Below are 26,832 nucleotides of genomic sequence, written 5' to 3' on the forward strand. Positions count from 1 at the left end.
GGTGTCATTTTTAAAGCTCGGCAAAATTGAATGCCTTCCATAGAGACAGATGAACAAAACGAAAGGAAGCGTATGAAATGGCTAATGAATTTCGAGTGTGCGACGATTGTCAGGCCACGAATTTAAAGACGCTTTTGCCCCGCCTGAAGGAAATTGATCCGGATGCGAAAGTGGAAATCGGCTGTCAGTCTTATTGCGGGCCGGGACGGAAAAAATCGTTTGCATTTGTCAATAATCGTCCGCTGTCAGCTCCTACCGAAGATGAGCTGATCGAAAAAGTGAAAAAGAAAGTCAAAAAATAACCGCCTCCCGCATGGGTCAGGCGTTTTTGCATTTTGGAACAAATTCGCCGGCAAATTCAAGAATGTTTTCAAAAAACAGACCCGATATAATAGAAACAGACCTTAAAGAAAACAGAAGATCGGGCAATACTTCCAATATAGAGATGCAGTTTTCCGAAAAAGAGACGTATTGGCAGCAATCTGTTTGCCTCACGTTTAAAAAAAGAGGGACAAAAATGGCGTATCCAAACGGAAAATTATCAGAAGAAAAAGTGTTTAAAGACCCTGTTCACCGCTATGTCCATGTGCGGGACAAGCTGATATGGGATTTGATCGGAACCCGTGAATTTCAAAGGCTTCGCAGAATCAAGCAGCTGGGAACGACCTATTTGACATTTCACGGAGCCGAACACAGCCGCTTCAACCATTCACTCGGTGTCTATGAGATTGTCAGAAGAATGGTTGACGACGTTTTTAAAGGCAGGAAGGAGTGGGATGACAGCGAACGCGATTTGTGCCTGTGCGCTGCATTGCTGCACGATTTGGGACACGGTCCGTTTTCCCACTCGTTTGAGAAAGTGTTCCGGCTTGACCATGAAGATTTTACGAGAGCGATCATTCTAGGCGATACAGAGGTGAATAAGGTGCTGGGAAAAGTGGGCCCGGGATTTGCCAAGGACGTCGCAGAGGTCATCGCCAAAACCTATCCAAACAAACAGGTCGTCAGCCTTATTTCAAGTCAGATCGATGCTGACCGGATGGACTATCTCCAGCGCGATGCCTACTATACCGGCGTCAGCTACGGCCATTTTGATATGGAGCGGATTCTCCGCGTCATGCGTCCGCGCGAAGAGCAAATCGTCATCAAGCAGACCGGCATGCACGCTGTCGAAGATTATATTATGAGCCGCTACCAGATGTACTGGCAAGTCTACTTTCATCCGGTGACAAGAAGCGCGGAAGTCATTTTGACGAAGATCCTCCACCGCGCGAAACAGCTTCATCAGGAAGGCTATATTTTCGCGCACGCTCCTGTCCACTTCTATTCGATTTTTGAAGGAAGCGTCACACTGGAGGATTATTTGAGCTTTGATGAATCGATTATTCTCTATTACTTCCAGGCATGGGAGCATGAAGAGGATGAGATTTTGTCCGATTTGTGCCGCCGTTTTATCAACCGCAGATTGTTCCAGTATGCGGAATTTAATCCGAATGAGGAGATGGCGACCTATTTTGAACTCACCGCTTTGTTTCAAGAATCAGGAATCGATCCCGATTATTATCTTGTGGTGGATTCCTCTTCAGACCTACCGTATGACTTCTACAGGCCGGGAGAGGAAGAAGAGCGCCTCCCGATCCAATTGCTGACCCATAACGGCCAGATTAAGGAGCTGTCGCGGCAGTCCGACATTGTCGACGCGATTTCCGGCAAGCGGAGAACGGACCATAAATTGTATTTCCCGCTTGACCTGATTGAAGAACTGCCGGACGGATTGAAAGCAAAAAGAATGAAAGAACTGCTCGGACTGACATAGATAGAAAAGGATGAAGGAGATGTCGGGGATTTGTTAAAAGAACACGCAAAACTGATGAAGGTCTTCTCAGATTCGGGAGAAATTATCGGGCGAAAAAAGCTGCAGAAAATCATTTATATTTTGAAGAAATTGGAGCTCCCCTTTTATGAGAAGTATGATTTTCATTTTTACGGGCCGTACTCAGAGGAACTGACGCTTCAGGTAGAAGAACTTTGCAATCTCGGATTTCTCCATGAAGTCAAAGAAAAAAAAGGCGGGTATTATCAATACCGTTATTCTCCAACTGAGGCGGGAAGTCAATTTCTTAAGCAATGCGAGCTGGACATGCGCGATATCAAACCGTATATAGAAGATGTCAACCGCCAATCTTCGCGGTTTCTGGAGCTGGTTTCCACCATTCTTTATTTTGAAGGATTGGACCAGAAAGAGATTAGGGAAAAAGTGTTTACGATCAAAAGCAAACAGCGGTATACAGACGAAGAATTTGATGAGGCTGTCGCCTACATAAAGAAACTTAGAGATCTTTGTTGAGAAGGCCTGTCCAAGGGACAGGTTTTTTGTTTTGCTTTTTTGTAAGAAAATTGGAATGGATAGGGGGATCGAAGGGCACGGGTAGAAAGAATATGTGTAATTTTTCCTCTTTTTGGATGAAATAAAGGGTTTTTTAGTTAACTAGAAGAATATTTATTTCGTTCATAAACAAGGAGGGGCTTCATATGAAAAAACGTTCTTTATTCTTAACTCTATTACTGTCTGCAAGTTTAATTCCCGGTGCGGCCGCCAGCGCTGTCGATAGCAGCGCCATGAACACAGAGCAGCGGGAACGAAGGTCGAAGCATTGCCGAGAGCAAAAGGCTTCAAAGATCTAAAAGGAAGCGTTCAAATCGAAAGAACGACTAAAACTAAGATATTGGATGAAAAAGGAAATGTCACAGGGGCAAAAACCTTTAAAAAGAATACAAGTACATTTTCTACCCAAGCGAGCACAGGAACGCAAAAGATCAGCGTGCTTGCCGTGGCTGACAAGCAATACCGGAAAAAACATAAAGATTGGAAGACGAGAATCGTTCAAACCGTCGAGCAGGCCGATGTGATGTTCAATCGCGATCATCAAATTGATTTTGTTGTCGAAGCCGTCGGGCCGTGGACGTCATCAGGAAAAAACAGCGAACAGATTCTCGACAATTTGGCCGAGAAGTACAGTGATGCAGATTATCAATTCGTTGTCGGCTTTACGGACAATCAAAACTTTGAAGCCGGAGGCATCGCATTCCAATACGGCAGCAAGCCGGCTGGCCCCGCGTTCAGCGTGACCTTTGATATGGGAACCGAATATACCGCACAAGCGGCTACACACGAATTATCCCATAATTTCGGGCTGGAGCACGATCCGCAGGGGAGCGGGATCCGCTGCATTATGAACTATGATTTCGCATACACCGTCGATGTTTGGGATGAAGAGCATAATCAACAGATCGAGAGAAACAAAGCTTGGTATCAATAATTGAAAAAGGCGTCCCCAGACGCCTTTTTTATTACATGTCGCTGATTCGTTTGCCTGCGACGCCATAGTGTTCTTTTTTCATTTCTTCAATCATGACCGCGATTTTTTCCGCCGGTGCCCCTGTCGTCTCAGAGACGGCTTCCGTTACTTTTTTCACAAGGTTTCTTTTCTGCTCGTCGGTGCGGCCTTCCAGCATTTTTACGGTTACGTATGGCATGTTGGTTCCTCCTTTTAAAAAATACTTGCTCACTTTAGGATCGGTTGCTCTTATAGTATACTGAAGTTAGTAAATCTTTGTATATGAGAAAGAGGGAAATTCCAATTTTAGAACGGTTTCTAATTTATCCGCTGGACATGATTCCATATGTTGTGTTGACGCTTGCCGCTGCGTTTACGGTGCATGAGGTCGCCCATGCGTATGTGGCGTACAAATTCGGTGATGAGACGGCCAAACGCCAGGGACGGCTGACTTTGAATCCTCTCAAACACCTTGATCCGTTTGGGACGATTTTAATTTTTTTGATGGGATTTGGCTGGGCGAAGCCTGTCCCCGTCAACCGCTTTTATTTTAAAAAGCCGAGGCTTGCCGGGTTTCTCGTTTCGATAGCCGGCCCGATCAGCAACCTGATTCTTGCTTTGCTCGGTTTTATTTTGTTACTGTTATCTGCAAAGCTGTCATCAGTGCTGCCCTTGAGTTTTTATACGGGGCTGCTTCAATTCTTTACGCTTTGGGTCAATTTAAATCTGCTTTTATTTCTTTTTAATCTGATGCCGTTTCCGCCGCTTGACGGATTTCGGATCATCCAGGACGTTGTCGCGCCTGATGTCCGGGCGAAGCTGACGAAGTATGAAGCTTACGGTGCGCTCGTTTTTCTGATTATCGTCATCACGCCGCTCGGTCAATACGTATTCTGGCCTTTTCTGAATGAGGGGCGGGAATTCATCATATTGATATTCAACAGCGTTTTCCGGCCGCTGATGTAGGAGGTATTTTTGATGGAACAAGGGAAAAAGAAGAAAACAATCGGTTTCAACATCATTAAAAAAACCGATCCGACGGACGGACACGGGGGATTTGGCGCAGGGGCTTTGAGCCTTGACAACATCTCTCCGGTCATCGTCGATGTTGAGGAGAAAGAAGCATTCGTCGATATCGGTGCCATGCACGCCCGCAGCACCGTGGAAAAAGGGATTAAATTTCTCCCGAATAAAGACGAAGTGCCAAACGGAAAGCCTTACTGGCTCGTCTGGGTGACGATCGACCGCAGGGAAGAAGGCCCTTATTATGCGGGTGTGACGGCTTGTGAAATGACCGTTGACAGAAGCATCCGCCGCGGTTATAAATCGCTTCCGGAGCATGTCAATTTAATGGATAAGTCGATGAAGCGGAAGATTATCGTCGAGCATATGGATGATGGCTCAAAGCGGGTCCTGGCCGACTTTCTGAAACATCATGATCAAGCGCTGTGGGAGCGTTCCTCAGAAGAACTGAAAAAAGGATTGCTGCAGGAATAGAAGAAATCCCCCGGACATATCGGTCCGGGGGATTTCAGCGTGTCGACAAACCCTCGCATTCGTTGTCAGGCCTGCTAAGTCGGTGCTCATGCAGAAAGTAAGACGGCGGCTAACTGCTCAGGCGTCCTGCCTGAACGCCGCCGTCATCACATCCTGTGAAAGTCCGCTCCGATGCTCGGCCTTCCTAGACTGCAAGGGTTGAGGGTCACGCTGAAAAGATGACAAAATCCCAAAACTAAAAGCTGTTTTGGGATTTTTGCTTCCGCCGTCTTTATTCTACTTTTTTAAGCCACTTTTCCCACCATTTCATCCGCTTGTGGGGTTTGGCCGGCTTTTCCGGTTCTTTCTTGTCTTGATAGGTTTCCTTTCCATAGCATACCTGGTCAGGCTCGGTTCCGTCGACAAAATAAGCGACATGTTTGGCCGGACAGCCGGGAGCGGCGGCATAGCCTGTAGCCGGGTCAATATTTATGGCTGTCACACCTTCAGGCGGCATCAGCGCCGCGTGAGGCTGGCCTTCAAGCGCTTTTTCCATAAATTTGGCCCAGATTTGTTTGGCGTAGTTTTTTTCGGCCACGGCGTCAATGGTCCGCGCTTTATCGTATCCGGTCCAAACACCTGAAGCAAGGCCCGGATAAAAGCCGATCATCCAGCTGTCTGTGCTGGTCGTCCCTGATTTTCCGGCATATGTGCGCGTCAGTTGATCGGCGATCGTCCGGCCGGTAACCGATGTATAGCCGTTAAGCGACTTGTCAAACATGCCGGTCATCATGTCTGCCGTAATAAAAGCGGCTTTTGGATCGAGCGCCTGCTTGTGCCGCTTCGGTTTTTCATAAAGCACTTTGCCGCTTGGGTCCGTGATTTTCGTAATGAAAGACGGTTCGATTTTTTTCCCGCCGTTGGCAAACATCGCGTATCCGTTCACCATTTCAATCGGTTTGACGGGAGACGTTCCGAGAGCGAGTGACGGCACTTTTTGCAGCGGGCTTTTGATGCCGAACTGTTTTGCCGCATCAATTAGTTTGTCCATGCCGAGAAAGAGGTGTGTTTTCACCGCGTAAATATTGTCGGACAGGGCCAAGGCCTGCAAAAGGGTAATGGGGCCGTCAGCGTAATAGCCGTGGTAATTGCCCGGGGAATAGGCGTTTCCCTGTCCAAGCTCAAATGTCGTTTCCGCGCTCCTCAGCCGTGTTGCCGGTGTAAAGCCGTTTTGTATGGCCGAATAGTAAAGGAAAGGCTTCATCGTTGAACCCGGCTGCCGCCTTGCTTGTGTGACGCGGTTGAATGGGCTTTTTTGATAGTCGCGTCCGCCTACAAGGGCAAGAACGCTGCCGTCATAAGGGTCGACCGCGGCAAACCCGATCTGGATGCCTGACTTTGAGTCGATCGTTTTCTTGATTGTGTTTTCGGCGATTTTTTGCAGGCGGGGGTTGAGCGTCGTGTAGACCTTGAAGCCGCCGGTTTCCGCCTCCTCCGGTGTCAGGTGCAGCAGCCGAGCCATTTCTTTTACGGCTTCGTCATAAAAGTATGGGGCTTTCTTTTCCGCTTCCTGCTCCGCTTGTTTTCGATATGTCAAAGGCTCCTTTTTCAAAGTTTCCGCCTGCTTTTTCGTCAGCTTTTGTTCTTTGGCCATCATCGTCAGGATCATTTCCTGCCGCTCTTTTGCTTTTTTTTCATTCACTAAAGGAGAATAAACAGACGGCCCCTTGGGGATGCCGGCGAGCATGGCGGCTTCCGCCGTGTTTAAATCTTTGGCCCGCTTGCCGAAATACAAGCGGGAAGCGGCCTCAATCCCGTAAGCTCCGTGTCCGTAATAAATGGTATTTAAATAGCCTTCCAGGATTTCTTTTTTTGAATAGTTTTGCTCGAGGCGTATCGTATAAAAAGCTTCATTCCACTTTCTTTTCCACGTTTTATCATGGCCGAGATAAAGGTTTCTTGCGTACTGCTGGGTAATGGTGCTCGCTCCCTGAACCTTGGACATCGCTTTCAGATCGGCGATGACGGCTCCGGCCATTCGCACAAAGTCAAAACCGTGATGTCGGAAGAAATTCCGGTCTTCAACAGTAAGCGTCGCATCAATGACTGCTGGATTTATATTGTCGAGTGAAACCCAATACCGTTTTTGCCCATAATGGGTTTCGCCCATCTGTTTTCCATTTCCGTCGTAAAGCACAGTGGATCTTGGCACCTGAACGGAAGGAGCCCCTTGCCATTTAGCGGCCAGTACCACCGTCATGACGATGATTGAAAGGAAGATCAGCAACAATGCTCCCATGAACAAAAAAGCCCGTATCGTCTTGATGGTTAAACGGACCCGCTTGTCCGTCATCATGTCCATGCCTAAATCTCCTCCCGGAAAAATAAAATGTTCTTATCATTATGAGGAAAAAGAGGAGGATTTAAACAAACGAAAAAAGAAAAAACGCATGAAATACATGCGTCTCAGCGTTCCCAGGCAGAAACTACGGTTTTAGTGCACGGCCGTCCTGTTTCCGCGCGCAATGACCGCGTATAATAGGCACCACAAGATCAAAACCGCGCCTTCATTTACTGACGTGATCAAGAAAGGCGAAGCCCCGTTTGCATGGACGGACAGCAGCATGCCTTCCGCAGGCAGCAGCCCTTTGAAGGAGATGTTGAATGTAGACAGGACGATTAAGCCGATCGTCCAGATCAGCGGCAGCCATACAAAGGCTCGGCTTTTTTTGACGGCCGCTGCCGCCGCCAGTCCCAGAAAGATCAGAAAACAAAGCGACCACCAGTCAATAAACAAGCGCGCAGCAACAAATAAAGAAGGAGAGTCTGCCAGTTCAAAAAAGGGATGAATATGTTCCGGACCATATCCGTTAAATTTAAACCAGCCGATGATCACGCTCCACAGCAAGATGCTGACCATAACAAAAGCGGCGACGGCCGTTCCGAGGATGATATAAGCAAAAAAGACGCCGCGCTCAGGAAGCGCAAACCCGGATGTCGACAGCCATTGGATGGCGCCAAAACATAAAAACATCGCAGCTGAAACGGCAATCACATGGTTCAAAAAGAGAGAGCCGCTGACTTCCAGCAGCCAATCGGGCAATGACGGGGCAGCTGAATCCCAGATATAGACCGGGCGAAAAAAACAAATGCTTGCGCCGATCAGCAGAAAGGCGATGAAAAACCTTTTGCGCCGGCCGGCTATGTACTGGGTTAACATTCGATTGATCATGAAAGCAATACCTCCAAGGCGCACGCGAATATAAGCTTAGCCATTATAATAGAAATGCCGACCTATGGGAATATTTTTATCTCAGAAACGGCACTTTTAAAATGGATCGATCTGTCTTTACAATTACCCTCAATTCCTCTATACTTTTTCCTTAGGCAAAAGCCGATTTTAACGGGCAGAATAATCGTCGCAACAGGCGAGAAAAATAGATGGGAATACAGCTCATAATGAAAGGAAGATGACGCTTTGAGCGGACTTTGGTATACAGAGAAGCAAACGAAAAATTTCGGCATTACAATGAAAATCAATAAGACTTTACATACAGAGCAGACAGATTTTCAAAAACTAGAAATGGCGGAAACCGAAGAATTCGGCAACATGCTGTTTTTGGACGGCATGGTGATGACATCTGAAAAAGATGAATTCGTTTACCACGAAATGGTGGCGCACGTGCCCCTGTTTACACATCCGAATCCTGAGCGGGTGCTCGTTGTCGGCGGCGGTGACGGCGGCGTCATCAGAGAAATTTTAAAACATCCAAGCGTAAAAAAGGCGACGCTTGTCGATATCGACGGCAAGGTCATTGAATACTCCAAAAAGTATTTGCCTTCCATTGCCGGCAAGCTTGACGATCCGCGCGTCGAAGTGAAGGTTGATGACGGCTTCATGCACATCGCCAAATCGGAAAACGAATACGATGTGATCATGGTTGATTCAACAGAGCCGGTAGGGCCTGCTGTTAACCTGTTTACAAAAGGATTTTACGCGGGGATTGCAAAAGCGCTGAAAGAAGACGGCATTTTCGTCGCTCAGACGGACAACCCTTGGTTTACACCGGAGCTGATCACAAACGTTCAGCGCGATGTAAAGGAAATCTTCCCGATCACCAAGCTGTATTTGGCCAACATTCCGACATACCCAAGCGGACTGTGGACGTTTACGATCGGTTCGAAAAAATACGATCCTCTCGAAGTGGAGGAGAGCCGTTTCTTTGATATCGAGACGAAATACTATACAAAAGAGATTCATAAAGCGGCATTTGTCCTTCCGAAATTCGTCAGCGATTTAATCAAATAAAACAGTTTGGCGCAGGATGAGATTCTGCGCTTTTTTTCAGGGAGGTTTTTGAAGATGAGATTTGATGAAGCATATTCCGGAAAAGTATTTATTGCAAGCCGTCCCGACTGGGAAAAGGCGGACGCCATTCTTTACGGCATGCCGATGGATTGGACGGTCAGCTACCGCCCCGGCTCCCGCTTCGGTCCGGCAAGAATCCGCGAGGTATCCATCGGACTTGAAGAATACAGTCCATATTTGGACAGGGAACTTGACGAGGTTCATTTCTTTGACGCAGGCGACATTCCCCTGCCTTTTGGAAATCCGCAGAAGAGCCTCGATATGATTGAACAATATGTGGACGGCATTTTGGAAAAAGGAAAATTTCCGCTCGGAATGGGTGGAGAGCATCTTGTTTCCTGGCCGGTCATAAAAGCGATGTACAAAAAATATCCGGACCTGGCCATCATCCATATGGATGCGCACACAGATCTGCGCGTCGAATACGAAGGTGAGCCGCTTTCCCATTCAACTCCGATTCGCAAGGCGGCGGAATTGATCGGGCCGGAAAATGTGTTTTCATTCGGAATCCGCTCCGGGATGAAAGAGGAATTTGAATGGGCAAAAGAAAACGGCATGCACATTTCCAAGTTCGAAGTGCTTGAGCCGCTCAAAACAATCCTTCCAAAGCTCGCCGGACGTCCGGTCTATGTAACGATTGACATCGATGTGTTGGATCCGGCCCATGCGCCTGGAACGGGAACGGTGGACGCCGGAGGCATCACTTCCAAAGAGCTGCTTGCTTCGATTCACGAAATCGCCCGTTCGGATGTTAAGGTCGCCGGCGCGGACCTGGTGGAAGTGGCGCCGATCTATGACCATTCGGAGCAAACGGCCAATACGGCAAGCAAGCTGATCCGCGAAATGCTGCTCGGCTGGGTAAAATAAGGCAGGCCCAGCGCGTCGACAAACCCTCGCATTCGTTATCAGGCCTCACCAAAGGCGGAGCTTGCGAATAGAAAAAGGAACGGCGGCTAATGGCTCAGGCGTCCTGCCTGAACGCACGCCTATCACATGGAACGACGGTTAAACGCGACCGGACGTCCTGTCCGAACACCGTCGTCATCACATCCTGTGAAAGTCCGCTGCTCGGCCTTCCCAGACTGCAAGGGGGTTCGGGTCTGCTAAAGGCTGACAAAAAACTTTGTCAACAATCTGAGCTGTCCCATAATGGGACGGCTTTTTTCTTAGAAAAATTGTTTATCTTCCGTGCCGTTCTGTTAAGATGGTATAAAGGGGCTGCGGTTGAACTTTTTTCTTTGAATGATTATACTAATCAAGTCAAATCGGATCAAAAAAGGAAGTGTCGGAATGGATCAGGAGACACCCGTAGACATTCATGTGAAATCTGTAATCCGCGAAGGATCGGAAACCGAAACGATTGAATTCCGGACAACGGGATTTTATTATACGAAAAAAGATAAAATCTATCTTTCCTATCATGAAGAGCATGAGGCGGGAAAGGTGAAAACGATTGTCAAAGCAAGCGACAGCGAAGTTCTGGTCATGCGTTCCGGCGCCATTGAAATGAAGCAGCGCTTCAGGCCGGGCAGACGAACCGTCACCCATTATAAAATGCCTTTCGGAGAGCTCGAGCTGGGTGTTGACACAAAGGATATATCAGTCAATCACGAGTCCCGGGAAGGAAAGATCAGCATAGAGTACGATATGATTGTAAGAGATGATCAAAAGCATTTACATAAGATGTCGATTTCGTATAGAGGAGGACAAGAGTCATGAACATAGTCGAACAGATGAAAGATGTGCTGAAGCAGGAAATCAAAGAGGCCGTCATCAAAGCAGGGCTCGCTGAGGAAAAGGATGTTCCTGAAGTCGTTTTGGAACTGCCGAAAGATAAAGCTCACGGGGACTATTCCACTAACATGGCGATGCAGCTGGCGCGAATCGCGAAAAAGGCGCCGCGCATGATTGCCGAGGATATTGTCTCATCATTCGATAAAGGAAAAGCATCGATTGATAAACTTGATATTGCGGGCCCTGGCTTCATCAATTTTTATATGGATAATCAATATTTAACAAAGCTGATTCCCGCTGTCATTGAAGCGGGGGAGGCTTATGGCGAAACGAATACCGGCGGCGGAGAACGCGTTCAGGTCGAATTCGTCTCTGCAAACCCGACGGGGAACCTCCATCTCGGTCACGCCCGCGGTGCGGCGGTCGGCGACTCGCTTTGCAATGTGCTTGAAAAAGCCGGCTATGAAGTAAGCCGCGAATATTACATTAATGATGCCGGCAATCAAATCAACAACCTTGCCTTATCTGTCGAAGCCCGCTATTTTGAAGCGCTCGGTCAGGAAAAGCCGATGCCTGAAGATGGATACCGCGGCGAGGATATTAAAGAAATCGGCAAAAAGCTCGCCGAAGAGTACGGCGACCGTTTTATCCATGATGAAGAGAGCGAACGCCTTGCATTTTTCCGTGAGTATGGTTTGAAATACGAGCTGGGGAAACTCCGCGAGGATCTGGAAAACTTCCGTGTACCGTTTGATGTATGGTATTCGGAGACATCGCTTTATCAAAACGGCAAAATCGATCAGGCGCTTGAAACCCTCCGGGAAAAAGGGCACATCTATGAAGAGGACGGTGCGACATGGTTCCGTTCGACTGCATTCGGCGATGACAAAGACCGCGTGCTGATCAAAAAAGACGGATCATATACCTATCTTCTGCCTGATATCGCCTATCACAAAGACAAGCTTGACCGCGGCTTTGATAAATTGATCAACGTGTGGGGAGCCGATCACCACGGCTATATCCCGCGGATGAAAGCGGCCATTGAAGCGCTCGGCTATGACAAGGAAACGCTTGAGGTCGAGATCATCCAGCTCGTCCATCTTTATAAAAACGGCGAAAAAATGAAGATGAGCAAACGTACCGGAAAAGCCGTCACCATGCGCGATCTCATTGATGAGGTCGGCCTTGACGCGGTTCGCTATTTCTTTGCGATGCGCAGCGCCGACACACACATGGACTTTGACCTTGACCTTGCCGTTTCGACATCAAATGAAAACCCGGTTTACTACGCGCAATACGCCCATGCGAGAATTTGCAGCATGCTCCGCCAAGGCGAAGAAAAAGGCATGTCATTTGAAGGCAGCCTTGATCTGACGAAAATCGGATCTGAGAAAGAGTATGACCTGCTGAAAGTGATCGGCGCGTTCCCTGAAGCTGTCGCCGATGCTGCGGAGAAGCGGATTCCGCACCGCATCACAAACTATATCTTCGAGCTGGCATCCGTGCTCCACAGCTTTTACAATGCTGAGAAAGTTCTCGACCCGGCGGATGAAGAAAAAAGCCGCGCGCGTTTATCATTGATGAAGGCAACACAAATTACGCTAAATAACGCGCTGAAGCTGATCGGTGTTTCCGCCCCTGAAAAAATGTAAAAAGCAAAATCCCTCATCCAAGATGGGGGATTTTTGTTTTTTTCGGGGGAGACTGAATGGCTTATGGTTGGATATGAGTCTCCGAGAGAATCGACTTTGCTTTCTTGATCAGCGCTTGCGCTTCTTTTCCCTCGATGACAACAAGGCATTCTTTTTCTCTGTTGGCCATTCTGAACATTTCCAGTTCGATCAAATCTTTCATTGTGCACATCGTTTTTTTCGTGCAGATATAAAGCTGATGTCTTGCTGAGCGGCAGAGGCGGTACAGTTCAATCAGGTTTTTCAAGGTTAAGGACTGCGCGCTCAGTTTGATGGATTCTGCTTGATTCATATGGCATCCTCTCCGATATGTAAATATTCATTTTGATGAATTGTTACCCCAGATGTTGATCCAGTAAACGCGAATTCACAAAAAATAGGCGACCGATTTTGCCAGCCATTCCAAGGGGCGCTGGATCACAGGCCGCTTCGCGTACCGTTCCTTCGTCAGCAGCTCTGACTGTTCAATGCTTTCTTGAACAACGGAGAGAAACTGTTTGGACCATTCTTTATCATGGATGACGACACTGACTTCATCATTGAAAAACAAGCTGCGAAAATCAAAATTTGCTGTCCCGATCATGACGTGCTTGTTATCCACAATCACTGCTTTGGCATGGTAAAACCCCTTGTAATATCTGTAAATGAAGCAGCCGGCCTCCAAAAGCGCGGAAAAATGCACAAAGGCGGCTTCTTTGACCAGCGGGTGATCGGCTTTCATCGGGATGAGAATCGAAACGATCACGCCCCGTTTTCTTGCTGAGAGCACAGCCTGCTCTAAAGCGGGGCTCGGGATGTAATAAGGTGTGCAGATCATGATTCGTTCTTTTGCCTGGTCAATCAGTGACACGTAGCGTTTTTCGAGCGAAAATCCCTTGGTAGCGTGCATCGTATGGGTGACGGCTCCTTTGTGCAGGGCGGGAAATGGATTGCTTTTCAGTTTTATCAAAGGCGCATTTCTTTTTAAGTCTGTTAAAAAAATGTGCTGCAGATCAGCAACGCCTTCTCCCGTCATTCGCAAATGATAATCTTTCCACGGACCGAATTTTTCTTCCTTCCCGAGGTATTCCATTCCGATATTAAAGCCGCCCACATAACCGATTTTTCCGTCAATGATCGTGATTTTCCGGTGATTTCTCGCATTCAGCCGATAAAGGAAAAAAGGAAAAGCCGGGAGATTTGTAAAATGGACATGCGCCCCGCTTTCCTCCAGCATTCGCATCGTTTTTCTCTTCACTTTCATGGAGCCGATCCGGTCGATCAGTAAATATACGGGAACTCCTGCTTCCGCTTTATCCTTCAGCAGCCGGAAAAATTCGAGGCTGATAGCGTCGTGCTTCATCATATAAAACATGACATGGACCGATGATGCAGCTTGCCGTATATCGTGCATCAGCCGCTCGCACAGGTCTTCTCCGTTGTGAATCAGTTCAATGTCGCTTCTTTTCTCCGAAAATACAGGTTCATAAGCCCTTTTTTTCAATGCTTTTCGGCCGAAATAAAAGTCGAACACCGCCAGCAGAATGAGCAGAAACAAAATCATCATGAACGGAATCACGAAAGAGGACACTCCTTTAAGACATGTAGAGAATTAGTGTACCCTTATTTTCCGGATTTATGAAAAAACATTGACTGAACACTCATTCATTATTTAAGATAAAGGTAGTTCGGAAGGGGATTGGGACATGAAAGGGGGAGCTGCAGTTGAATGATTTGTTATGGTTGAATTTTCTTGCATTTTTAGGTGTAACCGCTTACGCCGTTTATCTGTTCATTTATCTGGTTAAAACGAGAGTCAGCTACATCAGGCTCGGGCAAAAAGAGGTTTTTGATAAAAGGATAAAGGAACGGCTTCAAAAGATATGGGTGAATGTGTTCGGCCAAAAAAAACTGCTCAAGGATAAAAAAAGCGGCATCATTCATGTGATGTTTTTTTACGGATTTATTCTCGTCCAGTTTGGCGCGATTGATTTTATTGTGAAAGGGCTTTTGCCGGACAGGGGGCTGCCGCTCGGCAAAGCGTACCCGGCGTTTACTTTCTTTCAGGAAATTGTGACGCTGTTGATTTTGATCGCGGTCGTCTGGGCTTTTTACAGACGGTATATCGAAAAGCTCGTCAGGCTGAAGCGGAATGTAAAGTCCGGGATCGTGCTCATCTTGATCGGCGGTTTAATGTTTACCGTATTGCTCGGCAACGGGATGAACATCATCTGGCACGGTCATTCGCTGTCATGGCATGAACCGATGGCGTCTGCCGCAGCCTTCATTTTCGGCTTTATCGGTGAAACCGCGGCCGCCGTTGTGTTCTATGCTGCCTGGTGGGCCCACCTTTTGATTTTGCTGACGTTTTTGGTCTATGTTCCGCAGTCCAAGCATGCCCACTTGCTGGCTGGTCCGGCGAACGTGTTTTTCAGCCGTCTGACAAATCCGGGCAAGCTTGAAAAAATCGATTTTGAAGATGAATCAAAAGAAACATTTGGGGTCGGGCGCATTGAGGAATTCAGACAGTCCCAGCTGATCGATCTTTATGCATGTGTGGAATGCGGCCGCTGTACAAATATGTGTCCGGCGACAGGGACCGGGAAAATGCTGTCGCCGATGGATTTGATTTTGCGTCTCAGAGACCATTTGACAGAGAAGGGCGCTGCTGTCACTTCAAAAACCCCGTGGGTTCCCGCGGCGTTTTTTAAACATACAAAGGGCAATCAGCTTGCCATGGCCGCCGGCGGTGAAGGATCGCGGGAAGCCGCTGCAGCAGAGCTTTACAATCCAAGCCTGATCGGCGACATCATCACCGAAGAAGAAATCTGGGCCTGCACAACATGCCGGAACTGTGAAGACCAATGTCCGGTCATGAATGAACATGTCGATAAAATCATCGATCTCCGCCGTTATCTCGTGCTCACAGAAGGCAAGATGGATGCCGATGCCCAGCGGGCCATGACCAGTATTGAAAGGCAGGGCAACCCTTGGGGGCTGAACAGGAAAGAACGGGAAAACTGGCGCGATGCGAGAGAAGACGTTGAGATTCCGACAGTCAAGGAAATGAAGAAAAAAGGAGAAGCATTTGAATACCTGTTTTGGGTCGGATCGATGGGGTCGTATGACAGGAGAAGCCAAAAGATTGCGCTGGCTTTTGCGCGCCTCCTCAACCAAGCGGGTGTTTCCTTTGCGATATTAGGCAATAAAGAAAAGAATTCCGGCGATACGCCGAGACGGCTCGGCAACGAGTTTTTATTTCAGGAGCTGGCCGTTAAAAATATCGAGGAATTTGCGAAAAACAATGTTCAAAAAATTGTAACCATCGACCCTCATGCATACAATGTTTTTAAAAATGAGTATCCTGATTTCGGCTTGGAAGCAAAGGTTTATCATCATACAGAATTACTCGCCACCCTCATTAAAGAAGGCAGGCTCAAGCCGGAGTTCCCGGTCCATGAAACGGTCACCTTCCATGATTCCTGCTATTTGGGCCGTTACAACGAAGTATATGACCCGCCGCGGGAGATTCTGCGCTCGATCTCAGGAATCCGCCTGGTGGAAATGGAACGCAGCCGTGAAAACGGGATGTGCTGCGGAGCCGGGGGCGGCCTCATGTGGATGGAGGAGGAGACGGGCGCGAGAATTAATGTGGCCCGAACAGAGCAGGCTCTCAGCACCTCACCTTCGGTTATCAGTTCGGGATGCCCGTATTGCTTAACAATGCTCGGCGACGGGACGAAGGCAAAGGAAATCGAGGATCAAGTCGGCACATATGATGTTTGTGAGCTGCTCGTACGCGCTGTATTTGGATCAGAAGAGAAAGAACATGCTTCCTAGAAAGGTTGAATAAAAGAAGGTGTGAGCTTTATCTCCGCCTTCTTTTATCGTCAATATTCAAAAGACAAAGCGGGGGGAGTATAAATGGTCAGAACGGTTATTGCAGGCGGTGCGCGGACGCCATTTGGAAAGCTGGGGGGCGCGCTTCAGACAAAAACGGCCGCCGAACTCGGAGGTATTGCCATCAATGAAGCGTTACAGCGGTCCGGGGTAAGACCGGAGGATATTGATGAAGTCATCATGGGATCCGTTCTCCAGGGAGGGCAGGGACAGCTGCCGTCAAGGCAGGCGGCCCGGCATGCAGGGCTTCCGTGGGAGGTTAAAACAGAAACGGTCAATAAAGTATGCGCATCCGGTTTACGAAGCGTCACCATGGCCGATCAAATCATCCGTGCCGGCGATGCGGAAGTCATTGCCGCCGGCGGGATGGAATCGATGTCAAACGCCCCCTATATGCTGGACAAAGCGAGATGGGGCCTGCGGATGGGAAATGGAACTGTTCGGGATTCAATGATCACAGATGGCTTGACATGTTCATTTACGGGTGTGCACATGGGCACATACGGGAATGCCGCGGCAAAAGAATTAGAGATTACAAGGGAAGAACAGGATCGGTGGGCGCTGCGAAGCCATATGCGGGCTGTACGGGCGGCCTCATCAGGTATCTTTGGAGAAGAGATCGTTCCGGTCAGGATTCAAGAAAAGCGGGGAAGGGAAATAACGGTTGACCAGGATGAAGCTCCCCGGGCTGATACATCGCTGGAACGTCTCGGGAAGCTGTCGCCCGTCTTTGATATGGACGGCACGATCACAGCGGGCAATGCGCCAGGTGTAAATGACGGGGCCTGTTCTTTCGTCATGATGAGCGAAGAAAAAGCGAAAGCCTTGAAGCTGTCGCCCGCCGCCGTCATAACTGCGCATACATCGATTGCTGTCGAAGCCAAAGACTTTCCAAAAACGCCGGGCCTTGTCATTCAGGAGCTCTTGAAAAAAACGGGGGCTGAGCTTGCCGACATCAGCCTGTTTGAAATCAATGAGGCCTTTGCCGCGGTCGCTTTGGCCAGCGCACGGATCGCCCGCCTTGATACGGAAAAAATCAATGTCAACGGCGGTGCCATTGCCCTCGGCCATCCGATCGGTGCAAGCGGAGCCAGAATCATTTTGACGCTGATGTACGAATTAAAACGGCGCGGAGGCGGTACGGGCATTGTGGCGATTTGCAGCGGAGGCGGCCAGGGAGATGCCGTTATGATTGAAGTTTAAAAAGGGGGATTTTGATATGAGAAATGACACGGTCATGGTCATCGGCGCAGGTCAGATGGGGTCCGGAATCGCCCAGGTGTGCGCCCAGGCCGGCTACAATGTTGATATGCATGACGTATCAGAAGAACAAATTCAAAAAGGAATGAAGCGAATTTCCGACCAGCTTGTCAAACAGGCGGAAAAGGGGAAAATGCCGCACCGAGATGTGAAACAAATCTATCAGCGTTTATCCCCCGCAGCGTCGCTTGAAGATGCCGCGGACGCTTTCCTTGTCATCGAAGCCGCCGTCGAGCAAATGGACATCAAAAAAGAGATTTTCAAGCGCTTGGACGATATAACCGGAGATTCAGCGATATTGGCCAGCAATACATCGTCCCTGTCGATTACAGAGCTTGCGTCGGTCACGCAAAAACCGCAGAATGTCATCGGCATGCATTTTATGAATCCCGTGCCGATCATGCAGCTCATCGAGGTGATCAGAGGCTTGGAGACGAGTGATGAGACCTATCAAACCGTTGTCACATGCGCAAAGAAGCTGAACAAAGTGCCAATTGAAGTCCATGATTTTCCGGGGTTTATCTCCAACCGGATTTTAATGCCGATGATCAATGAAGCGGTGTTTGCCCTTTATGAGGGAATCGCGGAAAAGGAAAGCATTGACGGAATCATGAAGCTCGGCATGAACCATCCAATGGGGCCGCTGGCCCTTGCCGACCTGATCGGGCTCGACACTTGCCTGTATATTATGGAGACGCTGCACAAAGGCTTCGGAGATGATAAATACAGGCCGTGCCCCCTCCTAAAGCAATATGTCAGTGCCGGACGCCTTGGCAAGAAAACGGGCAAAGGCTTTTATACGTACAGAGAAGCCTAAAGGAGGGACGGATATTGAACCTTCGTTTTACAGAGGAACAAAGCCGCATGCAGACATTCATCAGGCAGTTTGTCCAACAGGAGGTCGCTCCCTTTGTGCCGGAAATGGAAAAGGGCCGTTTCCCCGGAGAGATTTTAAGAAAAATGGCGGAACGCGGCTTGATGGGGCTTCCGGTTCCGGAAAAGTACAACGGAGCGGGCAAAGACTTTGTTTCGTACATCATGACGATTCATGAACTGTCAAAGGTAAGCGCCGTTTTGGGCGCGGTTTTATCTGTCCATACATCGATTGTCACGATTCCCATTCTTTTATACGGCACTGATGAGCAAAAAGGGCAATACGTCAAAAAGCTCGCTTCCGGGCAATATTTGGGGGCATTTTGTTTAACAGAGCCAAGCGCCGGATCTGATGCCGGAAGTTTAAAAACAAGGGCGGAAAAGCGCGGAGACACCTATGTGCTGAACGGATCAAAGGTGTTTATTACCAACGGCGGCCGGGCGGATGTGTACCTCGTATTTGCCTCAACAAATCCGGAGGCGAAAACAAAGGGTATTTCCGCCTTTATCGTAGAAAAAGGCACACCTGGCTTTCAGATCGGAAAAAATGAAGACAAAATGGGCCTGCACGGGTCGCAAACCGTCACTTTGAATTTTGATAACGCTGTCATCCCGGCCCGTCAGCTGCTTGGCGAGGAAGGCAAAGGGTTTAAAATGGCCTTGGCAAATCTGGACACCGGCAGGATCGGCATCGCCGCGCAGGCTCTTGGGATTGCCGAAGGAGCGCTTGCTTATGCCATTGACTTTTTGAAAAAGCGCTATCCGAAAGGAGAGCTGCATCAAAAGCGGCAGGGAGCGGCTTTTAAGCTGGCCGATATGGCGACGAGGACGGAGGCCGCGAAGCTTCTCGTTTACCGGGCCGCTTGGCTGAAGGAACAAGGGATGAAAACCGGGCAGGCGGCGTCAATGGCCAAACTGTTCGCCTCAGAAACGGCGCTGTATGTCGCTGATGAAGCGGTGCAGCTGCTCGGCGATTATGGCTATACAAAGGATTTCGACGCTGAACGGTATTTCAGAGATGCAAAAGTATGCGAAATCTACGAGGGAACGAGCGAGATTCAGAGAATCGTCATCAGCAAGCATTTATAAGGTGACAGAGGAGGAAAGAGCGATGATCTTTACGCTGTCAGAAGAGCATCAAATGATACAGAAAATGGTGCGTGACTTTGCAAAGCATGAGGTGGAGCCGACAGCAAAGGAGCGGGATGAGGAAGAAAGGTTTGACAGAGGGCTGTTTCAAAAGATGGCAGAACTGGGGCTGACAGGAATTCCGTGGCCTGAGGAATACGGGGGAATCGGCAGCGATTATTTGGCATATGTTATGGCGGTTGAAGAGCTTTCCAAAGTCTGTGCATCAACCGGCGTCACTTTGTCCGCTCATACGTCGCTTGCCGGCTGGCCTATCTATGCTTTTGGAACGGAAGAGCAAAAGCAGGCGTACTTAAAACCGATGGCGCGCGGCGAAAAGATCGGGGCATATGGATTGACGGAGCCCGGTTCAGGATCCGATGCCGGCGCGATGAAAACGACCGCCTTCAAAAACGGTGATGAATACGTTTTAAACGGGACGAAGATTTTTATCACCAACGGGGGAATCGCCGACTGCTACATTGTGTTTGCTGCGCTGGATCCGGATGCTAAGCACAAAGGGACCACCGCTTTTATCGTTGAAAAGGATTTTCCGGGTTTTTCTGTCGGGAAAAAAGAAAAGAAGCTTGGGATTCGTTCCTCTCCGACAACGGAAATTATCTTTGAGGACTGCCGCGTTCCTTTAAAAAACCGCCTCGGTGAAGAGGGAGAAGGCTTTAAAATTGCGATGATGACGCTTGACGGAGGCAGAAATGGAATCGCGGCCCAGGCCGTCGGCATTGCACAAGGTGCGTTAGAGGCGGCTAAAGCGTATGCGAAGGAACGAAAGCAGTTTGGCCGGCCGATTGCCGAACAGCAGGGCATCGCCTTTAAGCTCGCTGATATGGCGACGGCGATCGAGGCTTCGAGGCTCCTAACCTATCAGGCGGCCTGGCTGGAATCGGAAGGACTTCCTTACGGGAAAGCATCCGCGATGTCAAAGCTTTTTGCCGGGGATACGGCGATGAAAGCGGCGACGGAGGCCGTGCAGATTTTCGGCGGGTACGGATACACAAAGGATTATCCGGTTGAACGCTATATGCGGGATGCGAAAATCACGCAAATTTATGAAGGGACGCAGGAAATTCAGAGAATCGTGATTTCGAGGATGCTGATGAAATGAATCCTCTCTAAACCGTGCCGGCGGACATGCTGCCGGCATGGTTTTTTCAACGAGCTTTCGCGCTCTCGCGGCCGCCCTGTTTCCAGGCTTCGTCTCTCCGGTCTTCCTTTTCCCGCCCGTACGGTAAAAATTAATGAATTAACGGGAATAAAGGTGGCATAAAGTGTTTTCTTTTGTTTATAATGAGAGGTATGGTTTGTCGTAAAGACAGAAATTACATGCTTATTTTCTATGACAAAGATAGTAGATACATACATGAAGCTAGAAAGGGAGTGTCCTGCGATGAGTTTGAAACAATACTCAGAAGAGCAGCTAAAGGAAATGGCTTTAGTTGAAATCGCATACGAAATTTTCTCTGAACAAAAGAAACCAATGACTTTCCAGGAGCTTACAGACCAAGTGGTTTCATTGCTTGGATTGGGGAAAGAAGAACTGGAAAACCGCATTGCCCAGTTTTACACGGATTTAAATATTGACGGCCGCTTTTTGGCGCTGTCAGACCAAACGTGGGGTCTGCGCAGCTGGTATCCGTATGATCAGCTCGATGAAGAAACACAGCCGACCGTAAAAGCGAAGAAGAAAAAAGCGAAAAAAGCTGTTGAAGAGGACCTCGCTCTTGATGAATTCGAAGAAATTGACGAGGATGATATCATCCTTGACGATGTTGAAGAAGATCTTGACCTTGACGACGAGGAATACGACGATATCGATGAGGCGGATGATGACGAGCTTGATGATCTTGAAGACGAGATCTTGGATGACGATTATGATGACGAGGATGACGAAGATTAATGATATGTCTTAAACGGCATATACATTTTTAAATCGATCTTGACTTTCACAGGCGAACTATGTAGTATGTATTTTGGGCTCTTCAAAAAGAAGAGATTCAAGTGATACGAACTAACAGCTCCCTTTCAAGAAATTGAAAGGGAGCTTTCTTGTTTTTCCGCCTCCTAATCATTTAAATCATTTAGAAAAGATCTAAATGATTTTCCATAAACGGAGCATTTTAAGGAATAAGCGTTAATTGAAGAGAGGGGTACAGAAATGACAAAATATATCTTTGTAACCGGAGGAGTTGTATCCTCGCTTGGAAAAGGAATCACAGCATCTTCACTCGGGCGCCTTCTGAAAAACAGAGGCTTGAACGTCACCATTCAAAAGTTTGATCCGTATATCAACGTGGATCCCGGCACGATGAGTCCGTATCAGCACGGAGAAGTATTTGTAACCGATGACGGTGCGGAAACCGACCTTGACCTGGGACACTATGAGCGCTTCATCGACATCAATTTAAATAAATACAGCAATGTGACAACGGGAAAAATCTATTCCACAGTGCTGAAAAAGGAACGCAGAGGAGACTACCTGGGCGGCACCGTTCAGGTCATTCCCCATATCACAAATGAAATCAAGGACCGCGTGTTCCGCGCAGGGAAAGAAACGAACGCTGACGTCGTGATTACAGAAATCGGCGGCACCGTCGGGGATATCGAGTCACTCCCGTTTCTCGAAGCGATCCGCCAAATCAAGAGCGATGTCGGCCGCGATAATGTGATGTACATTCACTGTACGCTTGTTCCATATCTGAAAGCGGCGGGAGAAATGAAAACAAAACCGACACAGCACAGTGTAAAAGAACTGCGCAGCCTCGGCATTCAGCCAAACGTGATCGTCGTCAGAACGGAAATGCCGATTTCTCAAGATATGAAAGATAAAATTGCGCTGTTTTGCGACATCGATCCTAAAGCGGTGATTGAAGCTGGGGATGCCGAAACATTGTATTCCATTCCGCTTGATCTGCAAAATCAAGGGCTTGACGACCTTGTCTGCAGCCATTTGAAGCTGGAATGCAAAGAAGCTGATATGGAAGAATGGAAAGAGCTTGTCAATAGAGTGCAAAACCTTTCTAAATCGGCGACAATCGCTTTAGTCGGCAAATACGTCGAGCTGCCGGACGCCTACATTTCAGTCGTTGAATCGCTTCGCCACGCTGGATATGCGTTCGACTCCGACATTCAGATTAAATGGATCAACGCCGAAGAAGTAACGGAAGAAAACGTGGCCGGACTGGTCCATGATGTAGACGGAATTCTTGTTCCGGGCGGATTCGGGGACCGCGGTGTCGAAGGGAAAATCGCCGCCGTCAAATACGCGCGCGAGCAAAAGATTCCGTTCTTGGGAATTTGCCTCGGCATGCAAGTGGCATCGATCGAATATGCAAGAAACGTTCTCGGCCTTGAAGGTGCGCATTCGGCTGAAATTGATCCTTCTACACCACATCCGATCATCGATCTGCTTCCTGAACAAAAGGATATTGAAGATCTCGGCGGAACACTTCGCCTCGGCCTTTATCCGTGTAAGCTCCAGGAAGGTTCAAAAGCTTATGAGGCTTATCGGAATGAAGTGGTTTACGAACGCCACCGCCATCGCTACGAATTTAACAATGAGTACAGACAGCAGATGGAAGAAGCCGGATTTGTCTTCTCAGGGACAAGCCCTGACGGCCGCCTCGTAGAGATTGTCGAGCTGAAAGACCATCCGTGGTTTGTCGCGTCACAGTTCCATCCGGAATTCACTTCAAGACCGACAAGACCGCAAGCATTGTTCAGAGACTTCGTTCAAGCTTCATTAAAAGCGTCAGAAAAGCTGTAAACATCATAAAAAGCCTGTCAGCGGTTCAACTGCTGGCAGGCTTTTTTTCCTTGCGGCGAGGCCGGACCGGTATGAAATTCATAAGGCGGGCCTCATCCGCAACTTATTTCCTTCAGGCAAGCTTTTTTTATTGGTATTCCTGAAGAATTTCCTTTAATGTAAAGGACAGGGCATGATAAATATAGAGGCTGACCATAAGCGACGGAAAGCCGAATCTCGTCCCGTCATCATCGGGAAGAAGCGGCATTTTAAGCTTTGAATCAATGTGTACATCGGCCGATGCTGCAATCGGGGCGCCTTCCTTGCCGACAGGGGACACGACAACGAGATCGATTCCTTTTTCTTTCAGATTTTCCGCCATTTTCAGCTCTTCATCGTCTGAGGAATGCGCGCAGAACATCAGCACTTTGTCCGCCGGTTGAAAATCCGGCCAGTCTTCCTCATACCGCGGCAGCGGTTTGGCGGAAGGAAACGGCTCAGAACTATAGAGCGCTTCTTTCAGAATGCCCTCCAATTCATTTTTTCCATATACATAAACCGAGTGATCGCTGATAACCGCCTGGGCCAACAGACGGGCGCCGTCTTCGATCGGCTCGGATTCACCGTCCTGAATCCGGTTGAAGATTCCCGACAATTGTGTGGTAAAGATTTTAAGCAAGCTGACTCCTCCTTTTTTATTGACTATCATTATATAACAAAAGAGAATCTTGGGAAAAATCCTCTAAATATGTCGCAAACTTAAATATTTTAATTAAAGGAAAAGAGAAAATCAAAACAGAATAGATAAACTACTGCTTAATTTTGGCGAAAATTATAATTATAGAGGTGTAGAAAAATGAATGAGAAGATTTTAATCGTAGATGATCAGTACGGTATCCGGGTTTTGCTGAATGAAGTTTTCAATAAAGAAGGGTACAAAACCTTCCAGGCCGCCAACGGCATTCAAGCGCTCGACATTGTCAAAAAGGAACGGCCCGACCTTGTTTTGCTTGATATGAAAATCCCTGGAATGGATGGAATCGAAATTTTAAAAAGGATGAAAGTCATAGATGAGGAGATCCGCGTCATTATCATGACCGCCTACGGCGAACTGGACATGATCCAGGAGTCGAAGGAGCTTGGCGCCCTGACTCACTTTGCCAAGCCTTTTGATATCGATGAAATCCGCGAGGCGGTCAAAACATACCTCCCGATCAAGTCAAACGGTTAGCGGATCCAAAAAGTTTTTGATGTTGTCACAAGCGATGATGTTGCCGATTTGTCGATAAATTGTTATTCTATATAAGTAGAGAAAAGCTATCTAAAGTTTAATAAACAAAACATTTTACATATGGCAGGTTTTTCTGGTCATGCTAGGTAGGTGTGGAGAGCTTTTTTCGCAAAAGAGCAAATCAGGCTACATAAGGAGGACTTTCGACATGCCTTTAGTATCAATGACGGAAATGTTGAATAACGCAAAAGAAAACGGATATGCTGTCGGACAATTTAACTTAAACAACCTTGAGTTTACTCAAGCGATTTTACAGGCTGCTGAAGAAGAAAAATCTCCAGTGATCCTCGGTGTTTCTGAAGGTGCGGGACGCTACATGGGCGGCTTCAAAACAGTCGTTGCCATGGTAAAAGCACTGATGGAAGAATACAATGTGACAGTTCCTGTCGCCATTCACTTAGATCACGGTTCAAGCTTCGAATCTTGCGCGAAAGCGATTCATGCAGGCTTCACATCTGTGATGATCGACGCTTCCCACCATCCATTTGAAGAAAACGTCGCAACAACTTCCAAAGTTGTTGAGCTCGCTCACTTCCATGGAGTATCAGTAGAAGCAGAGCTTGGAACAGTCGGCGGACAGGAAGACGATGTTATCGCTGAAGGCGTCATCTACGCTGACCCTAAAGAGTGTCAGGAGCTTGTTGAGCGCACAGGCATCGATTGCCTTGCACCAGCACTAGGTTCTGTTCACGGCCCTTACAAAGGGGAACCAAATCTTGGATTCAAAGAGATGGAGGAAATCGGAAAAACAACCGGTCTTCCGCTTGTTCTTCACGGCGGTACTGGTATCCCGACTGCTGACATCCAAAAAGCGATCTCTCTTGGAACAGCTAAAATCAATGTTAACACTGAAAACCAGATTTCATCTGCGAAAGCTGTTCGTGAAACATTGGCAGCCAAGCCTGATGAATACGATCCTCGTAAATACCTCGGACCTGCTCGCGAAGCGATCAAAGCAACAGTTATCGGCAAAATGCGCGAATTCGGTTCTTCAAACCAAGCTTAATGACGGTTGGAAAAACACGCCTGTTTCCCTTTCGGGGGAAATAGGATGTTTTTTCCGGCGTTTTTGGGAAGCGCTGTTCACACATGCTGTATTGGCATGAGGCTCTTTTGCTTCCCGTTCAGTCAAAAAAGCCGCCTGATAGAAGACAGGCGGTTTTATCCATATCATCTCGGAAAGCGCAAACAAGTTCCATAGTTCAGACATTTTTCATGACAGGAGGTTTTATCAATATGTTGTTTTTTATTGATACTGCAAATATAGACGAGATTAAAGAGGCTCATTCTCTGGGGGTTCTTGCGGGAGTAACGACAAATCCCAGCTTAGTTGCAAAAGAAAACATTTCGTTTCATGATCGTCTGCGCGAGATTACAGAGGTGGTTTCAGGGTCTGTCAGCGCCGAGGTTATTTCTCTAAAGGCGGAAGAGATGATTGAAGAAGGAAAAGAGCTTGCGAAAATCGCGCCAAACATCACCGTGAAAATTCCGATGACCTCTGACGGTCTGAAAGCTGTTAAAGCGCTGACTGATCTCGGTATCAAGACGAATGTCACGCTCATCTTCAACGCAAACCAGGCGCTTTTGGCAGCGAGAGCCGGAGCGACATATGTTTCCCCGTTCTTGGGACGCCTGGATGATATCGGCCATAACGGCCTGGAATTGATCAGCGAAGTGAGGCAGATTTTTGATGTTCATGGTTTGGATACGCAAATCATCGCCGCATCAATCCGCCATCCGCAGCATGTCACAGAAGCTGCTCTGAGAGGGGCTCATATCGGTACAATGCCGCTGAAAGTCATTCACCAGCTGACGAAGCACCCGCTGACTGATAAAGGCATTGAACAGTTTTTAGCAGACTGGAACAAATAAGGCGAAAAGGCTAATTGTGAGTGGCAAGTGGAGGCGCCCCCTCTGTTTGTCACCATTTTGTCTTGTGAAGAGAAATGAATGTTTTGGAAATGCCGCAGACAGCTTCGCTATTTTCTTCCTGATAAATTTTGAAATGTGTTGTATTCTTTCTCTTTTAATTG

25 protein-coding genes and 1 pseudogene are annotated in these 26,832 nt (G+C 47.9%); 20 read left to right on the forward strand and 6 right to left on the reverse strand.

Annotation, left to right across the window (positions count from 1 at the left end):
• Positions 1-77 precede the first annotated feature (77 nt).
• The 4 genes and pseudogenes from M654_RS02455 to M654_RS02470 all read left to right on the forward strand — a co-directional run bounded on the left by M654_RS02455 (position 78) and on the right by M654_RS02470 (position 3,320).
• Positions 78-302 (forward strand): YuzB family protein, encoded by a 225-nt coding sequence (locus M654_RS02455; protein WP_026589133.1) that lies wholly within the window; start codon positions 78-80, stop codon positions 300-302.
• A 215-nt stretch (positions 303-517) separates the two neighbouring features.
• Positions 518-1,816, forward strand: coding sequence for an HD domain-containing protein (locus tag M654_RS02460; protein ID WP_026589132.1), 1,299 nt, complete (start codon positions 518-520; stop codon positions 1,814-1,816).
• Positions 1,817-1,846: 30 nt separating this feature from the next.
• Entirely contained in the window at positions 1,847-2,347 is a 501-nt protein-coding gene (locus M654_RS02465; RefSeq protein WP_026589131.1) for a YwgA family protein, read from the forward strand.
• 185 nt (positions 2,348-2,532) lie between these two features.
• Positions 2,533-3,320 (forward strand): annotated as a pseudogene (locus tag M654_RS02470) (zinc-dependent metalloprotease).
• 31 nt (positions 3,321-3,351) lie between these two features.
• Here M654_RS02470 and M654_RS02475 read toward each other — a convergent pair.
• Complete coding sequence (locus tag M654_RS02475) at positions 3,352-3,537, reverse strand: 2-hydroxymuconate tautomerase (RefSeq protein ID WP_026589130.1); 186 nt, start codon at positions 3,535-3,537, stop codon at positions 3,352-3,354.
• Positions 3,538-3,620: 83 nt separating this feature from the next.
• On the opposite strand from M654_RS02475, the gene M654_RS02480 reads away from it, so the two are divergent.
• Both M654_RS02480 and M654_RS02485 read left to right on the forward strand, forming a co-directional pair.
• Positions 3,621-4,304 carry a site-2 protease family protein gene (locus M654_RS02480; RefSeq protein ID WP_035428675.1) on the forward strand — a complete coding sequence of 228 codons (684 nt, stop codon included), beginning with the start codon at positions 3,621-3,623 and terminating at the stop codon, positions 4,302-4,304.
• Between the two features lie 12 nt (positions 4,305-4,316).
• Entirely contained in the window at positions 4,317-4,835 is a 519-nt protein-coding gene (locus M654_RS02485) for a YwhD family protein (protein WP_026589128.1), read from the forward strand.
• A 271-nt stretch (positions 4,836-5,106) separates the two neighbouring features.
• Here M654_RS02485 and M654_RS02490 read toward each other — a convergent pair whose 3' ends face one another.
• Both M654_RS02490 and M654_RS23755 read right to left on the reverse strand, forming a co-directional pair.
• Positions 5,107-7,176, reverse strand: a complete 2,070-nt coding sequence (locus tag M654_RS02490; RefSeq protein ID WP_026589127.1) for a transglycosylase domain-containing protein — start codon at positions 7,174-7,176, stop codon at positions 5,107-5,109.
• Between the two features lie 132 nt (positions 7,177-7,308).
• Positions 7,309-8,046: a hypothetical protein gene (locus tag M654_RS23755; RefSeq protein WP_236251193.1), complete on the reverse strand. Its 738-nt coding sequence runs from the start codon at positions 8,044-8,046 to the stop codon at positions 7,309-7,311.
• A 246-nt stretch (positions 8,047-8,292) separates the two neighbouring features.
• Between M654_RS23755 and speE the strand changes: the two genes are divergently transcribed.
• The 4 genes from speE (at position 8,293) to argS (ending at position 12,569) form a co-directional block, all read left to right on the forward strand.
• The gene (gene speE, locus M654_RS02500; RefSeq protein ID WP_026589126.1) at positions 8,293-9,123 is read left to right on the forward strand and encodes a spermidine synthase; all 831 of its coding nucleotides are present in this window, start codon (positions 8,293-8,295) and stop codon (positions 9,121-9,123) included.
• Positions 9,124-9,177: 54 nt separating this feature from the next.
• Complete coding sequence (gene speB, locus M654_RS02505) at positions 9,178-10,050, forward strand: agmatinase (RefSeq protein ID WP_026589125.1); 873 nt, start codon at positions 9,178-9,180, stop codon at positions 10,048-10,050.
• 423 nt (positions 10,051-10,473) lie between these two features.
• Positions 10,474-10,902, forward strand: coding sequence for a YwiB family protein (locus M654_RS02510; protein ID WP_026589124.1), 429 nt, complete (start codon positions 10,474-10,476; stop codon positions 10,900-10,902).
• Positions 10,899-12,569 (forward strand): arginine--tRNA ligase, encoded by a 1,671-nt coding sequence (gene argS / locus M654_RS02515; protein ID WP_026589123.1) that lies wholly within the window; start codon positions 10,899-10,901, stop codon positions 12,567-12,569. Before M654_RS02510 ends, argS begins: the two co-directional genes overlap by 4 nt.
• A gap of 61 nt (positions 12,570-12,630) precedes the next feature.
• On the opposite strand, the gene M654_RS02520 is transcribed toward argS, so the two are convergent.
• Both M654_RS02520 and cls read right to left on the reverse strand, forming a co-directional pair.
• The gene (locus M654_RS02520) at positions 12,631-12,900 is read right to left on the reverse strand and encodes a hypothetical protein (protein ID WP_026589122.1); all 270 of its coding nucleotides are present in this window, start codon (positions 12,898-12,900) and stop codon (positions 12,631-12,633) included.
• A gap of 75 nt (positions 12,901-12,975) precedes the next feature.
• Positions 12,976-14,154 carry a cardiolipin synthase gene (gene cls, locus M654_RS02525; RefSeq protein ID WP_035428671.1) on the reverse strand — a complete coding sequence of 393 codons (1,179 nt, stop codon included), beginning with the start codon at positions 14,152-14,154 and terminating at the stop codon, positions 12,976-12,978.
• Positions 14,155-14,312: 158 nt separating this feature from the next.
• Here cls and M654_RS02530 point away from each other — a divergent pair, with 158 nt between their 5' ends.
• The 7 genes from M654_RS02530 to M654_RS02560 all read left to right on the forward strand — a co-directional run bounded on the left by M654_RS02530 (position 14,313) and on the right by M654_RS02560 (position 23,529).
• A complete protein-coding gene (locus M654_RS02530; protein ID WP_026589120.1) occupies positions 14,313-16,427 on the forward strand; it encodes a (Fe-S)-binding protein in 2,115 nt (704 codons plus the stop codon).
• A gap of 84 nt (positions 16,428-16,511) precedes the next feature.
• Entirely contained in the window at positions 16,512-17,690 is a 1,179-nt protein-coding gene (locus M654_RS02535; protein ID WP_026589119.1) for an acetyl-CoA C-acetyltransferase, read from the forward strand.
• A gap of 16 nt (positions 17,691-17,706) precedes the next feature.
• A complete protein-coding gene (locus tag M654_RS02540; RefSeq protein WP_026589118.1) occupies positions 17,707-18,564 on the forward strand; it encodes a 3-hydroxybutyryl-CoA dehydrogenase in 858 nt (285 codons plus the stop codon).
• Positions 18,565-18,578: 14 nt separating this feature from the next.
• A complete protein-coding gene (locus tag M654_RS02545; protein WP_026589117.1) occupies positions 18,579-19,709 on the forward strand; it encodes an acyl-CoA dehydrogenase family protein in 1,131 nt (376 codons plus the stop codon).
• Between the two features lie 22 nt (positions 19,710-19,731).
• Positions 19,732-20,871: an acyl-CoA dehydrogenase gene (locus tag M654_RS02550; protein WP_026589116.1), complete on the forward strand. Its 1,140-nt coding sequence runs from the start codon at positions 19,732-19,734 to the stop codon at positions 20,869-20,871.
• Positions 20,872-21,153: 282 nt separating this feature from the next.
• Entirely contained in the window at positions 21,154-21,663 is a 510-nt protein-coding gene (gene rpoE, locus M654_RS02555) for a DNA-directed RNA polymerase subunit delta (protein ID WP_026589115.1), read from the forward strand.
• A 258-nt stretch (positions 21,664-21,921) separates the two neighbouring features.
• Positions 21,922-23,529 carry a CTP synthase gene (locus M654_RS02560; protein ID WP_026589114.1) on the forward strand — a complete coding sequence of 536 codons (1,608 nt, stop codon included), beginning with the start codon at positions 21,922-21,924 and terminating at the stop codon, positions 23,527-23,529.
• 127 nt (positions 23,530-23,656) lie between these two features.
• On the opposite strand, the gene M654_RS02565 is transcribed toward M654_RS02560, so the two are convergent.
• Positions 23,657-24,187 (reverse strand): DUF2529 domain-containing protein, encoded by a 531-nt coding sequence (locus M654_RS02565; RefSeq protein ID WP_026589113.1) that lies wholly within the window; start codon positions 24,185-24,187, stop codon positions 23,657-23,659.
• A gap of 177 nt (positions 24,188-24,364) precedes the next feature.
• Here M654_RS02565 and M654_RS02570 point away from each other — a divergent pair, with 177 nt between their 5' ends.
• The 3 genes from M654_RS02570 to fsa all read left to right on the forward strand — a co-directional run bounded on the left by M654_RS02570 (position 24,365) and on the right by fsa (position 26,671).
• Complete coding sequence (locus tag M654_RS02570) at positions 24,365-24,739, forward strand: response regulator (protein ID WP_026589112.1); 375 nt, start codon at positions 24,365-24,367, stop codon at positions 24,737-24,739.
• Between the two features lie 208 nt (positions 24,740-24,947).
• Positions 24,948-25,805 carry a class II fructose-bisphosphate aldolase gene (locus M654_RS02575; protein WP_026589111.1) on the forward strand — a complete coding sequence of 286 codons (858 nt, stop codon included), beginning with the start codon at positions 24,948-24,950 and terminating at the stop codon, positions 25,803-25,805.
• Between the two features lie 230 nt (positions 25,806-26,035).
• Positions 26,036-26,671 carry a fructose-6-phosphate aldolase gene (fsa, locus tag M654_RS02580; RefSeq protein WP_026589109.1) on the forward strand — a complete coding sequence of 212 codons (636 nt, stop codon included), beginning with the start codon at positions 26,036-26,038 and terminating at the stop codon, positions 26,669-26,671.
• Positions 26,672-26,832: the final 161 nt, after the last annotated feature.

It is taken from the genome of Bacillus sp. NSP9.1 (genome assembly GCF_000465465.2).
GTDB classification, from domain to species: domain Bacteria; phylum Bacillota; class Bacilli; order Bacillales; family Bacillaceae; genus Bacillus; species Bacillus sonorensis_A.